The organism is Streptomyces sp. NPDC053426 (assembly GCF_055585405.1).
The window spans coordinates 579,273-591,798 of record NZ_JBVJKE010000002.1; the positions used below are offsets into that span (position 1 = coordinate 579,273).

Genomic DNA, 12,526 nt, shown 5'->3' on the forward strand with positions numbered 1-12,526 from the left:
CTCCGGCGTTTGAGGAGCGGGGGTCCGGGGGCAGCGCCCCCGGGATGGGACGGGAAGGGGCGGCGGGGGCGGAATACCCTTGACCTGCGCGTTCGTTCACGCGGCGGGCCGTTGTCAGTGGGCTGTTGTAGCTTCCGGAGTGGTGGGTGCGATGGTGCGCCACGAGAGGCCGCATGGGGTGAGTGGACAATGACGAACGGCACCGCGACGACGACCGGCCTGGACGCCAGGCTGGAGCAGTACCGGGTCGAACTGACCGGGTACTGCTACCGGATGCTGGGCTCCTCCTTCGAGGCGGAGGACGCGGTGCAGGACACGATGATCCGCGCCTGGCGCAGCTTCGCCACGTTCGAGGGCCGCTCCAGCCTGCGCTCGTGGCTGTACCGCATCGCGACCAACGTCTGTCTGGACATGCTGACGGCGGGCAACAAGCGGGCGAGGCCGATGGACCTGACCGAGTCCACCCCGCTGGCGCAGGCGGCGCTGTCCCCCCGCCCGGACAGCACGTGGCTGGAGCCGATGCCCGACTCCCGGGTGCTGCCCGCCCCCGCCGACCCGGCGGAGGCGGCGGTCGCCAAGGAGTCGGTGCGGCTCGCCTTCATGGCCGCGCTGCAGCAGCTGCCGGCCAAGCAGCGGGCGGTGCTGATCCTGCGCGAGGTGCTGGCCTGGAAGGCGAGCGAGGTCGCCGAGCTGCTGGGCACGTCGGTCGCGTCGGTCAACAGCGCGCTCCAGCGGGCCCGGGCCACGCTCGCGGAGCGGCAGCAGCCGGGCTCCGACGCGTCGGTCTCCGACCCGCTGGACGAGGAGCAGCAGAAGCTGCTCGAGCGCTATGTCGCGGCGTTCGAGGGGTACGACATGTCGGCGCTGACCGCGCTGCTGCACGAGGACGCCGTCATGACGATGCCGCCGTTCGACCTGTGGCTGACCGGCACCGAGGACATCACGGGCTTCATGACGACGCTGGGCGCCGCCTGCGCGGGTTCGCGGCTGATACCGGTGGAGGTCAACGGGCTGCCGGGGTTCGCGCAGTACAAGCCCGACCCGGAGGCCGGCGGCTTCACACCGTGGGCGGTCCAGGTGCTGGAGATCTCAGACGGCCGGATCACCGGGTTCCACTGCTTCCTCGACACCAAGCGGTGGTTCCCGCTGTTCGACCTGCCCCTCCGTCTCGAAGCGGAGGCCGACCAGGTCGAGCAGGGCGCATAGCGCCGGGGAGGGGTCGCGCAGCCGTATCCGGCCCCCGGCCCGGCGGGCGGTGAGCTGGAGCCGCGCCAGCAGGTTCACGGCGGCGAGACCGGCCGGCCCCAGCCCGGCGACGTCGCACACGACCACCCGGCCCGAGCCACCGCCGCCGCTGTCCATCAGCTCCCGCAGCGCGTCGCAGGGTCCGCTCACCTCGTCCGGGACGAGAGGGCCGTTGAGCACGAGTACGGGCGGTGTCATGGCATCCACGACCGGTAGACCGGGCGGCGGCGCGTAACTCATCGCGGGCGGCCGGCGCCGTGAGGATCACATCGACCTGGGCGCGGCCCTGCCCGGAGGGTCGGCTGTATGTGCCACAGATCATCCCCGTCCACGGTGTCCGGTGCCCTTCGCGTCCGCGGGGAGCTGCCGTGCAGGGGGTGCTGGGCGGTTCCCTGGTGATCGGCACCGGTCATGTCCCGGCGCGCATCTGCTGGACGTGGTGGTGACCTCGGCCCTGCCGGCCGCCCGGAACCTCTTCACCTACGCCCGCGGCTACCGTGTGGGCGAGAAGCCGGCCCGTGAGGCGATCCTGGTGTCGACGGTGCCGTCCGTGCCGGTGCCGGTGGTCGCGGCGTTGCCGGGGTGAGTCAGGTCTCGGGGAACTCGCTGGTGTCGATGACGAGGTCGAAGGGGGCGGGGAGCTTGATCGGCTCGCCGAACTTCGCGGTGCTCAAGGGGCGGTAGACGTCCCCCTTCGGCTCGCCGTAGAGCGTCGCGGTCGGACCGTCGGGGGCCCAGCGGTCGACGAGGAGGTACAGCGGGATGCCCGCGGTGGCATAGGCGGCGGGCTTGCTGACGCGGTCGTCGCGGGCGTTGGACTTCGAGGTGACCTCGACGACCAGCTCGGCGAGGGCGGCGGGAATGTGGGTGTCCGATTCCGTGTGGTCCCGTACCGGGGCGACCACGAGGTCCGGGACGAGCATGCCCAGACGTGACGGCACAGCGATGGCCAGGGTCTGGAAGATCTCCCAGTCCTCGGGGATCACGGAGTAGAGGCGACGCTGGATGCGGGCCGCGATCACGTTGTGACGGTATGCGGGAGCGGGTGACACGGTGACGATCCCCTCGATGATCTCCACCTTGCTGCCCTCGGGCCATTCCATCTCCTCCCAGAACCGGACGAGGTCGTCCCAGTTCTGGTCGGGCTCCTGGCTCACGGTGAGTGCGCTCATGGCGGTCTCCTTCGGTGCGTCACCGAGTACAGCATGCCGAACGGGACCGGTGGGGGTCCACCGGTCCCGTTCATCCGATCGGGGAAACCGCTGGTCAGGCGATACGTTCCAGCACCACCGGCGTGGCCTCGAAGTCCGTGCCGGAGGCCGCGATGTCGTACGAGCCCTCCACAGCCTGGAGCGCGTAGTCGAAGCGGTCCGGGGTGTCCGTGTGGAGGGTCAGGAGGGGCTGGCCCTCGGTGATCCGGTCGCCGGGCCTGGCGTGGAGTTCGACGCCCGCGCCCGCCTGGACCGGGTCCTCCTTGCGGGCACGGCCCGCGCCGAGGCGCCAGGCGGCGACGCCGATGTCGTAGGCGTCGAGGCGGGTCAGGACGCCGGAGGACGGGGCCTTGACGACGTGCTGTTCCCGGGCGACCGGCAGTTCCGCGTCCGGGTCGCCGCCCTGGGCCGCGATCATGCGGCGCCAGACGTCCATCGCGGAGCCGTCGGCAAGGGCCTTCGCCGGGTCGGCGTCGCGCAGGCCCGCCGCGTCCAGCATCTCGCGGGCCAGGGCGAGGGTCAGCTCGACGACGTCCGCCGGGCCGCCGCCCGCCAGGACCTCGACCGACTCGCGGACCTCGAGGGCGTTGCCGGCGGTCAGGCCGAGCGGGGTGGACATGTCGGTGAGGAGGGCGACCGTCCTCACGCCGGAGTCGGTGCCCAGGCCGACCATGGTGCGGGCCAGTTCGCGGGCGTCGTCGATCGTCTTCATGAAGGCGCCGGTGCCGACCTTCACGTCCAGGACCAGGGAGCCGGTGCCCTCCGCGATCTTCTTCGACATGATCGAGGAGGCGATGAGCGGGATCGCCTCGACCGTGCCCGTGACGTCCCGGAGGGCGTACAGCTTCTTGTCCGCCGGGGCCAGTCCGTCGCCCGCCGCGCAGATCACCGCGCCGGTGCCGTCCAGCACCGACAGCATCTCCTCGTTGGAGAGCAGCGCGCGCCAGCCGGGGATCGACTCCAGCTTGTCGAGCGTGCCGCCGGTGTGGCCGAGGCCGCGGCCGGAGAGCTGGGGGACGGCCGCGCCGCAGGCGGCGACGAGGGGGGCCAGCGGGAGGGTGATCTTGTCGCCGACGCCGCCGGTGGAGTGCTTGTCGGCGGTGGGGCGGGACAGGGAGGAGAAGTCCATGCGCTCGCCGGAGGCGATCATCGCGGCCGTCCAGCGGGCGATCTCGCCCCGGTTCATGCCGTTGAGGAGGATCGCCATGGCGAGGGCCGACATCTGCTCGTCGGCCACCTCCCCGCGGGTGTACGCGTCGATCACCCAGTCGATCTGCTCGTCGCTGAGTTCGCCGCGGTCCCGCTTGGTGCGGATGACGGAGATGGCGTCCATGGCCATGGCTGGCGTTCCTTCCGAAGGTGCGAAGGGTGCGGCCCCTCCGGTCGACGGTATCGACGGGTGTCGACGGTCGCTCGGAGGGGCCGTACGGGGATTACTTGGTGAGGTGCTGCGGGCCGAAGGCCTGCGGCAGCATCTCCGACAGCGGCAGGATCCCCGCGGGGGTCTCCAGGAGCAGGCCGGGGCCGCCGAACTCGTACAGCAGCTGGCGGCAGCGGCCGCACGGGACGAGGATCTCGCCGTCGCCGTCCACGCAGGTGAAGTGGGTGAGCCGGCCGCCCCCGGTGCGCTGGAGCTCGGAGACCAGTCCGCACTCGGCGCACAGGCCGAGTCCGTACGAGGCGTTCTCGACGTTGCAGCCGGACACCGTACGTCCGTCGTCGACCAGGGCCGCTACGCCGACCGGGTAGCCCGAGTAGGGGGCGTAGGCGTGGGACATGGCGTCCCGTGCCACGGCGCGCAGCGCCTCCCAGTCGGTGTCGGCCGCGGTGGACCCGGCGGAGGTCACTTGCCCTGCCCCTTCCGGTACGGCATTCCGTCCGCCTTCGGCATGCGCAGCCGCTGGGCGGAGAGCGCGAGGACGACGAGGGTGATGACGTACGGCGTGGCGGAGACGACCTGGTTGGGGACCTCGTTGGTGGTGGCGTACCAGGCCCAGACGAGGGCGCCGATGATCAGGGTGATCACCGCGTGGACGTACTTCTTGCGGACGGCCAGCCAGATCGCGCCGATGACCAGCAGCAGCGCGCCGAGCAGCAGCAGGGCGTGCACGTTGGCGGAGCCGCCGCGCAGGTTGAGGCTGTCGGTGTAGCCGAAGAGGCCGGCGCCGATGGCGAGGCCGCCGGGCATCCAGTTGCCGAAGATCATCGCGGCGAGGCCGATGTAGCCGCGGCCCGAGGTCTGGCCCTCCAGGTAGAAGGGGTTGGCCACGATGGAGAGGAAGACGCCGCCGAGGCCGGCCAGGCCGCCGGAGATGATCACGGCGAGGTACTTGTACTTGTAGACGTTGACGCCGAGGGACTCGGCGGCGATCGGGTTCTCGCCGCAGGAGCGCAGGCGCAGGCCGAAGGCCGTGCGCCACAGGATCCACCAGGTGGCGGGGATGAGCGCGACGGCGATCAGGGTCAGCCAGGAGACGTCGGTGACCAGTCCGCCGAGCAGGCCGGCGATGTCCGAGACGAAGAACCAGCCCTTGTCGTTGAGGTCGCTCAGCCCGTCGGACAGTCCCGGCACGGTGAAGTGGCCGAGGGAGTCGACCGCCGGGGACTGCTTGGCGGAGCCGCCCTGGTGGCCCTCGAAGGCGAGCGGGGCGAGGTAGCGGGTGGCGCCGAGGGCGAGGATGTTGATGGCCACGCCGGAGACGATGTGGTTGACGTTGAAGGTGACCGTGACGATGGCGTGCAGCAGGCCGCCGAGGCAGCCGCCGATGATGCCGACGAGGACGCCGGTCCACGGGCCCCACTGGAATCCGGCCCAGGCGCCGAACCAGGTGCCCAGGATCATCATGCCTTCGAGGCCGATGTTGACGACGCCCGCGCGCTCGGCCCACAGGCCGCCGAGACCGGCGAGGCCGATCGGGACGGCGAGCTGGAGGGCGGTGGACATCTGGCTGACGTTGGTGATGCCGTTCGCGCCGGTGACGAGGCGGACGATCGAGACCAGTGCCAGGGCTCCGGCGATGACCAGGAGCAGGACGGGCCACGACATGCGGCGGCCGGCCTTCGGTGCGTGCTCCAGCGACGGCTGGTTGACGTCGGTCGCTGTGGTCGGAGCGGTCATCGGCCGGCCACCTCCTTCGTGGTGTTGTTGTCGGCGCCCAGGACGTGCCCTGCGGCGAGTTCCGCGCCGACCCGGCGCTGCTGGCGGCGCAGGCCCCACTCGCGGACGGCCTCGTAGGAGACGACGACCGAGAGGACGATCAGGCCCTGCATGATGACCGCGATCTCCTTGTCGTAGCCGTGGAAGTCCAGCTCGGGCGAGGCCTTGTCGAGCCAGGCCCACAGCAGGGCGGCGAAGGCGATGCCGACCGGGCTGTTGCGGCCGAGCAGGGCGATGCCGATGCCGAGGAAGCCGATGCCGGTGGGGAAGTTGAGGTTGTAGGTGTGGGAGTCGCCGAGGAGGATCGGCAGGCCCGCGAGGCCGGCGATGGCGCCGGAGAGCAGCATGGCGGTGAGGACCATGCGCTTGGGGTCGACGCCGCTGGCGGAGGCGGCGGACTCGGAGGCGCCGGAGGCGCGCAGGTCGAAGCCGAAGCGGGTGCGGTTGAGGGTGACCCAGTAGCCGATGCCGAGCAGGACGGCGAGGATCACCAGGCCGTAGATCTCGCCGGCCGCGCCCATGTCGATGCCGGGGATCCAGCCGGACTCGTGCATCTCGCCGGTGGTGCTGTTGTTGCCGATCTTGACGCCGAAGACGTCCGGCTTCCACATGTAGACGATGAGCGAGGTGGCGATCGCGTTGAGCATGATCGTGGCGACGACCTCGCTGACGCCGCGGGTGACCTTGAGGACACCGGCGATGCCGGCCCAGAAGGCGCCGGTGAGCAGGGCGGTCAGCAGCAGCAGCGGGACCTGGAGGAACGCCGGGAGGGCGGCGTGGGCGCCGACGACGGCGGCCATCATGGCGCCGAGCTGGTACTGGCCGTCGACGCCGATGTTGAACAGGTTCATGCGGAAGCCGATGGCGACCGCGAGGGCGGCGATGTAGTACATCGAGGCCTGGTTGATGATCAGGACCTGGATGTCGGAGAAACCGGCCTGCTCGAACATCAGGGCGAACGGTTCGACCGGGTTCTTGCCCGAGGCGATCAGGACGATCGCGCTGAGCACGAAGGCCACGGCGAGCGCGATGACCGGCCCGGCCACCGCGAGGAGTACGCGCTCCTTGTCGAACTTCTTCATCAGCGGGCCTCGTCTTCCGCACCCTGGCCGCCGTCGGCCGGGGTCTCTTCGTGCTCCAGGTGGCCCTCGGCGGCGCCGGTCATGGCGGTGCCGAGCTCCTCCGGGGTGATGGTGGCCGGGTCGGCGTCCGCGACCAGCTTGCCGTCGTAGATCACCCGGAGGGTGTCGGACAGGCCGATGAGCTCGTCCAGGTCGGCGGAGATCAGCAGGACGGCCAGGCCCTCGCGGCGGGCCTCGCGGATGTGGTCCCAGATGGCGGCCTGCGCGCCGACGTCCACACCGCGGGTGGGGTGGGCGGCGATCAGGAAGCGCGGCTTGTGGCTCATCTCGCGGCCGACGATCAGCTTCTGCTGGTTGCCGCCGGACAGGGAGGCGGCGGTGACGTCGATGCCGGGGGTGCGGACGTCGTACTCGGTGACGATCCGGCGGGTGTCCTCCTGGGCGGCCTTCGGGTCGAGCCAGACGCCCTTGGCGTTGGGCTTCTCGGTGACGTGACCGAGGATGCGGTTCTCCCAGAGGGGGGCCTCCAGGAGCAGGCCGTGACGGTGGCGGTCCTCGGGGATGTAGCCGATGCCCTGCTCGCGGCGCTTGCGGGTGGCCCAGGAGGTGATCTCCTCGTCGGCCAGCCGGATGACGCCGGAGTCGGCGTGCTTCAGGCCGATGAGCGCGTCGACCAGCTCGGTCTGGCCGTTGCCCTCCACACCGGCGATGCCGAGGACCTCGCCCGCGTGGATGGTGAAGCTGATGTCGTCGAGCAGGGCCTTGCCGCCGGGGGCCGCCAGGCGCAGCTTGTCGACGGTGATGACGGGGCGGTCGGTGACCGTGGACTCGGCCGTCTCGGGGGTGGGCAGCTCGCTGCCGACCATCAGCTCGGCGAGCTGGCGCGGGGTCGTCTCGGCGGGGACCGCCGTGCCGACCGTGGTGCCGCGGCGGATGACGGTGATCTCGTCGGCGACGGAGAGCACCTCGCCCAGCTTGTGGGAGATGAAGATGACCGACAGGCCCTCGGCCTTCAGCTCGCGCAGGTTGTCGAAGAGGGCGTCGACCTCCTGCGGCACGAGGACGGCGGTGGGCTCGTCGAGGATCAGGGTGGTGGCGCCGCGGTAGAGGACCTTGAGGATCTCCACGCGCTGGCGGGCGGCGACGCCGAGCTCCTCGACCAGGACGTCGGGGCGGACGCCGAGGCCGTAGCGGTCGGAGAGCTCCTTGATCTTGCGGCGGGCCTTGGCGCCGATGCCGTGGAGCTTCTCGCTGCCGAGGACGACGTTCTCGAGGACGGTGAGGTTGTCGGCGAGCATGAAGTGCTGGTGCACCATGCCGATGCCCCGGACGATGGCGTCGGCGGGCGAGGAGAAGCTCACCTGTTCGCCGTGGATCGTGATGGTGCCCTCGTCCGGCTTCTGCATGCCGTAGAGGATCTTCATCAGGGTCGACTTGCCGGCGCCGTTCTCCCCGACGAGGGCGTGGACGGTGCCCTTGCGGACCGTGAGGTGGATGTCGTGGTTGGCGACGACACCGGGGAAGCGCTTGGTGATGCCGGCGAGTTCGACGGCGGTCACCGAATCGTTGACCGCCGCTCCGGCCGGAGGGCTGCTGGACGCGTTGATGACGCACTCTCCTGGGGACGGGGGCCGTCTACGCGCGTAGCGCCCCTACGGCATACAAAGGGGTGGCGCACCTGACCGACGGGGTACGAGGAGCCGGGCTCCTCGTACCCCGTCGAGCGGTCGCGACCCCGCGGTGGTACAGGGGTGTCTCAGCTCAGCTCGACTTGACCTTGATCTCGCCGCTGATGATCTTCTCCTTGGCCGTCTCGATGGCTTCCTGGAGCTCGGCGTCGTCCGCGAACTTCGGGTTGGAGTTCGACAGGCTCACCTCACCCGTCTTCAGATCGCCCTTGACGATACCGGTCGTGGGCGTGCCGTCCTCGACCGACTTCGCCAGGTTGTACACCGCCTTGGCGACGTCCTTCATCGCCGAGGTCAGGATCGAGTCCTTGTACTTGGCGAGGGCTTCCTGCTTGTACTGGTCGGAGTCGACGCCGATCGCCCACACCTTGTTGGCGGCGGCGGCCTCGATGACGCCCTGGCCGGACAGGCCGGCGGCCGCGTAGACGACGTCGGCCTTCTTCTCGATCTGGCCCTCGGCGGCGCTCTTGCCCTTGTCGGGGCTGGAGAAGCCGCCCTCCTCCGCGGTCTGCGTCAGGAACTGCGAGATGACCTTGACCTTGGGGTCGGTGTCCTTCACGCCCTGCTCGAAGCCCGCGCGGAACTTGTGGATCAGCGGGATGTTCACACCGCCCACGAAGCCGACGACGTCGGTCTTGGTGGTCTTGGCGGCGGCGACACCGGCGAGGTAGGAGGCCTGCTCCTCGGAGAAGACCAGGTCGGCGACGTTCTTCGCCTCGATCGTGGCGTCGTCGACGATGCCGAAGGTGGTGTCCGGGAACTTCTCCGCGGCGCCCTTGACGGCGGAGGCGTACGCGTAGCCGACGCCGATGACCGGGTTGTAGCCCTGCTTCGCCAGCGAGACCAGGCGCTGCTCCTTGTCGGCGTCGGTCTCGCCGTCGGTGGGCTCGACGTCGGCCGTCTCGTAGCCGAACTCCTTCTTCGCCTTCTCCAGACCCGCGTACGCGGCGTCGTTGAAGGACTGGTCGCCCTTGCCGCCGACGTCGTACGCGATGGCGAGGCCCTTGTCGCCCTTCGACTCGGACGAGCTCGAAGAGGTGGAGGTGCCGCCGCAGGCGGAGAGGGCGAGGGCCAGGGAGGCGGTCGCTGCGCCTGCGACCGTGATCCGGGAAATCCGGCGCATGTGTGGTGCTCCTAGTCGTACAAGCGCCGGGACGTGTTCAGCTGCGGCGCTGGCTTTGCCGCAGATTAACGCGCGTAGACCTGCCTGAAAACCCCTTCTGTCCACCTTGTTATGCGGCCGTGGCCAACGCAACGCCGAGCGGTGGCCAGGGCGTCGCCGGGCGCGAACGGAGGGTGGCGGTGGGTGAGCGGGCGCGGGAACGACGGAGAGGGCCGGCACCCGGTGTGCCGGCCCTCTCCGTGCGTGTGCACCGGGTCCGGCTACTCCGTCTTGACCTGGATGGAGCCGTCGATGATGCCTTCCTTGGCCTTGTTCACGGCGTCCGTCAGGCCGGGGATCTCGGCCATCTTCGGGTTGCTCTCGGACAGGCCGACGCCGTCCATCTTCAGGTCGAAGACCTGGGTGCCGGTCAGCGGCTTGCCGTCCTCGACGGACTTGGCCAGGGCGTACACCGCGCCGCCGACGTCCTTCAGGGCGGAGGTGAGGATGTAGTCCTTGTACGCGGCGAGGGCTTCCTGCTGGTACTGGTCGGAGTCGACACCGATCGCCCAGACCTTCGCCTTGGCGGCGGCCTCGATGACGCCCTGGCCGGAGAGACCGGCCGCCTGGTAGATGACGTCGGCCTTCTTCTCGATCTGGCCCTCGGCGGCGGCCTTGCCCTTGTCGGGGCTGGAGAAGCCGCCCTCCTCCGCGGTCTGCGTCAGGTACTGCGGGATCACCTTGACGTCGGGGTCGGTCGCCTTGACGCCCTGCTCGTAGCCGGCCTGGAACTTGTGGATCAGCGGGATGTCCACACCGCCCACGAAGCCGACCGTCTTCGTCTTGGTGGCCTTGGCGGCGGCGACGCCGGCGAGGTAGGAGGCCTGCTCCTCGGCGAAGACGAGGGAGGCGACGTTGTCGCCCTCGACCACGGAGTCGACGATGCCGAAGGTGGTCTTCGGGTACTTCGCGGCGACGGCCTTCATCGCGGGGCCGTAGGCGAAGCCGACGCCGATGACCGGGTTGTAGCCCTGGCGGGCCAGCGAGGCCAGGCGCTGCTCCTTGTCCGCGTCGGTCTCGCCCTCGGTGGGCTCGACGTCGGCGGTCTTGTAGCCGAACTCGTCCTTGGCCTTGGTGAGGCCGGCGAAGGCCGCGTCGTTGAAGGACTGGTCGCCCTTGCCGCCGATGTCGTAGGCGATGGCGAGGCCGAGGTCTTCCTTGGAACCTCCGCTGTCGCCGTTGTCACCGCTGGTGCCGCCGCAGGCGGTGGCGGCGAGTGCGAGCGAGGCGACCCCCACCGCGACGCGGGTCAGTTTGGATATCCGACGCATCTGAAGTTCCCCATTCTCCAAAGCCCCGCAGCGGGCGCTCGGTTCGGCGCACATTAACGCGCGTAGACACTCCTGGGAACGGGGTCGAGCGGGGCCGTTATCCATTCGTGCCGATGGCCGGTTACGTCCTTGTGAACCAGGGGGCCGTACGGGGCCGAAGCGGGCGGTCGGTGCGGGGGGCGTGGGTGCACGCGGCCCACGCTGCCTCTGGTGCGCGGGGCGCGCAAGCGGAGCGGGTGGGAGAGGTGACGCGGTGGGGCCGGACAAGGGTTTTCGCCCCCGCCGCCCCTTCCCGTCCCGAACCCGGGGCTCCGCCCCGGACCCCGCTCCTCGAACTCCCCCGAAGGGGGCACCCCCAGAGGGGCTGAACTGCCTAGCGCAGGGCGTCCAGGAGGGCCGCGCCGGTGAAGAGTTCCACTCCTACGGTGATGGCGTGTTCGTCCACGTCGAAGTCGCCCTGGTGCAGGTCGCGCACGGTGCGCTCGCCCGGGGGGCGGACGCCGAGGCGGGCCATGGCGCCGGGGACGCGCTCCAGGTACCAGGAGAAGTCCTCGCCGCCGAGGCTCTGTTCGGTGCTCTCGACGGAGTCGGCTCCGCGCCGGGCGATCATGGCGTCGCGCAGCAGCTCGGTGGCGCCGGCCTCGTTGACGACCGGCGGGACGCCGCGCACGTAGGTGATCTCCGACTTGGCGCGGTGCAGGTTGGCCACCTCGTCGATGGCGGCGACCACGATGTCGGGGGCCTGCCGCCAGGTCTCCAGGTCCAGGCAGCGCACGGTGCCGGACAGCTCGGCGTGCTGCGGGATGACGTTGGGCGCGTGGCCCGACTCGACCCGGCCCCAGGTCACGGCGAGCCCGCTGCGGCTGTCGACCCGTCGGCCGACCAGCGCGGGCACGTCGGTGACGACCCGCGCGGCGGCGGTGACCAGGTCGGTGGTCAGGTGCGGGCGGGCGGTGTGGCCGCCGGGGCCGTCGAGGGCGATCTCCAGCCGGTCGCAGGCGGAGGTGATGGCGCCCTCGCGCAGCCCGATCTTCCCGGCGTCGACGCGGGGGTCGCAGTGCACGGCGAGGATCCGGCCGACGCCGTCGAGTCCGCCGTCCTCGACGACCTCGGCGGCCCCGCCGGGCAGCACCTCCTCGGCGGGCTGGAAGATCAGCCGCACGGGGCGGGGCAGCAGGCCCTGGCGGTGCAGTTCGGCGAGGACCAGGCCGGTGCCGAGCACGACGGTGGTGTGCACGTCGTGGCCGCAGGCGTGGGCCCGGTCGGGCACGGTGGAGCGGTAGGGGCAGTCGGCCTTCATGTCGGGGATGGGCAGGCCGTCGATGTCGGCGCGCAGGGCGAGCATCGCCGAGTCCGTGCCGGCCTCGTCGTCGGTTCCGATGTCACAGATCACGCCGGTGCCGCCGGAGAGGACGCGCGGCTTCAGACCGGCCTGCTCGAGGCGTTCCTTGATCGCCGCGGTGGTGCGGAACTCCTGGTGGCCGAGTTCCGGGTGCATGTGCAGGTCGCGTCGGAAGGCCACGAGTTCGGCGCGCAGGGTCTCGGGCAACGCGCCGGGGAGCACCGCTCCCCCGGGGAGATCGATCTCGGACTCCAGTGACATCAGTGGTTTCACCCTTTGAAGAGTAGGGCGCCGGAGCCGTCCACTGACCCCCGATCAAGAAAAATCAGCCCGTTGGGGGGAGAAAATCTGGCTGCCCTACGCATAGC

At 70.6% G+C, this 12,526-nt stretch carries 11 protein-coding genes and 1 pseudogene; 2 read left to right on the forward strand and 10 right to left on the reverse strand.

All coding sequences use genetic code 11. The annotated features are described in order from the left end of the window. The first annotated feature begins 189 nt into the window (after positions 1-189). Complete coding sequence (locus tag ACZ62B_RS06445) at positions 190-1,206, forward strand: sigma-70 family RNA polymerase sigma factor (RefSeq protein ID WP_469689362.1); 1,017 nt, start codon at positions 190-192, stop codon at positions 1,204-1,206. Here the strand turns inward: ACZ62B_RS06445 and ACZ62B_RS06450 are convergent. Next, complete coding sequence (locus tag ACZ62B_RS06450) at positions 1,090-1,485, reverse strand: STAS domain-containing protein (protein ID WP_344557541.1); 396 nt, start codon at positions 1,483-1,485, stop codon at positions 1,090-1,092. The two genes, ACZ62B_RS06445 and ACZ62B_RS06450, sit on opposite strands and share 117 nt — an antisense overlap. 178 nt (positions 1,486-1,663) lie before the next feature. Here ACZ62B_RS06450 and ACZ62B_RS06455 point away from each other — a divergent pair. Then, positions 1,664-1,831: pseudogene (locus ACZ62B_RS06455) on the forward strand (AEC family transporter); the annotation flags it as partial. Position 1,832: 1 nt separating this feature from the next. Here the strand turns inward: ACZ62B_RS06455 and ACZ62B_RS06460 are convergent. The 9 genes from ACZ62B_RS06460 to ACZ62B_RS06500 form a co-directional block, all read right to left on the reverse strand. Next, positions 1,833-2,417, reverse strand: coding sequence for a Uma2 family endonuclease (locus tag ACZ62B_RS06460; RefSeq protein ID WP_468725143.1), 585 nt, complete (start codon positions 2,415-2,417; stop codon positions 1,833-1,835). 94 nt (positions 2,418-2,511) lie between these two features. After that, positions 2,512-3,789, reverse strand: coding sequence for a thymidine phosphorylase (locus tag ACZ62B_RS06465; protein ID WP_468725210.1), 1,278 nt, complete (start codon positions 3,787-3,789; stop codon positions 2,512-2,514). A gap of 100 nt (positions 3,790-3,889) precedes the next feature. Continuing rightward, a complete protein-coding gene (locus ACZ62B_RS06470; protein WP_344557552.1) occupies positions 3,890-4,303 on the reverse strand; it encodes a cytidine deaminase in 414 nt (137 codons plus the stop codon). Next, positions 4,300-5,574, reverse strand: a complete 1,275-nt coding sequence (locus ACZ62B_RS06475; protein ID WP_344557554.1) for an ABC transporter permease — start codon at positions 5,572-5,574, stop codon at positions 4,300-4,302. The genes ACZ62B_RS06470 and ACZ62B_RS06475 overlap by 4 nt, the downstream gene beginning before the upstream one ends. Beyond that, on the reverse strand, positions 5,571-6,695 hold the full coding sequence (locus ACZ62B_RS06480; RefSeq protein WP_344557564.1) for an ABC transporter permease: 1,125 nt from the start codon (positions 6,693-6,695) through the stop codon (positions 5,571-5,573). The genes ACZ62B_RS06475 and ACZ62B_RS06480 overlap by 4 nt, the downstream gene beginning before the upstream one ends. Then, a complete protein-coding gene (locus ACZ62B_RS06485; protein ID WP_344557575.1) occupies positions 6,695-8,254 on the reverse strand; it encodes an ABC transporter ATP-binding protein in 1,560 nt (519 codons plus the stop codon). The genes ACZ62B_RS06480 and ACZ62B_RS06485 overlap by 1 nt, the downstream gene beginning before the upstream one ends. 202 nt (positions 8,255-8,456) lie before the next feature. Next, positions 8,457-9,506, reverse strand: a complete 1,050-nt coding sequence (locus ACZ62B_RS06490; RefSeq protein ID WP_344557578.1) for a BMP family lipoprotein — start codon at positions 9,504-9,506, stop codon at positions 8,457-8,459. Between the two features lie 260 nt (positions 9,507-9,766). Then, complete coding sequence (locus ACZ62B_RS06495) at positions 9,767-10,816, reverse strand: BMP family lipoprotein (RefSeq protein ID WP_469689363.1); 1,050 nt, start codon at positions 10,814-10,816, stop codon at positions 9,767-9,769. Positions 10,817-11,189: 373 nt separating this feature from the next. Further along, entirely contained in the window at positions 11,190-12,419 is a 1,230-nt protein-coding gene (locus ACZ62B_RS06500; protein WP_344558050.1) for a M20 family metallopeptidase, read from the reverse strand. Positions 12,420-12,526: the final 107 nt, after the last annotated feature.

Excerpts from the sequence above, each read along its gene's own strand:
- ACZ62B_RS06445 (WP_469689362.1), top strand. The coding sequence starts at position 190 with ATGACGAACGGCACCGCGACGACGACCGGCCTGGACGCCAGGCTGGAG.
- ACZ62B_RS06450 (WP_344557541.1), bottom strand. The coding sequence starts at position 1,485 with ATGAGTTACGCGCCGCCGCCCGGTCTACCGGTCGTGGATGCCATGACA.
- ACZ62B_RS06460 (WP_468725143.1), bottom strand. The coding sequence starts at position 2,417 with ATGAGCGCACTCACCGTGAGCCAGGAGCCCGACCAGAACTGGGACGAC.
- ACZ62B_RS06465 (WP_468725210.1), bottom strand. The coding sequence starts at position 3,789 with ATGGACGCCATCTCCGTCATCCGCACCAAGCGGGACCGCGGCGAACTC.
- ACZ62B_RS06475 (WP_344557554.1), bottom strand. The coding sequence starts at position 5,574 with ATGACCGCTCCGACCACAGCGACCGACGTCAACCAGCCGTCGCTGGAG.
- ACZ62B_RS06480 (WP_344557564.1), bottom strand. The coding sequence starts at position 6,695 with ATGAAGAAGTTCGACAAGGAGCGCGTACTCCTCGCGGTGGCCGGGCCG.
- ACZ62B_RS06490 (WP_344557578.1), bottom strand. The coding sequence starts at position 9,506 with ATGCGCCGGATTTCCCGGATCACGGTCGCAGGCGCAGCGACCGCCTCC.
- ACZ62B_RS06495 (WP_469689363.1), bottom strand. The coding sequence starts at position 10,816 with ATGCGTCGGATATCCAAACTGACCCGCGTCGCGGTGGGGGTCGCCTCG.
- ACZ62B_RS06500 (WP_344558050.1), bottom strand. The coding sequence starts at position 12,419 with ATGTCACTGGAGTCCGAGATCGATCTCCCCGGGGGAGCGGTGCTCCCC.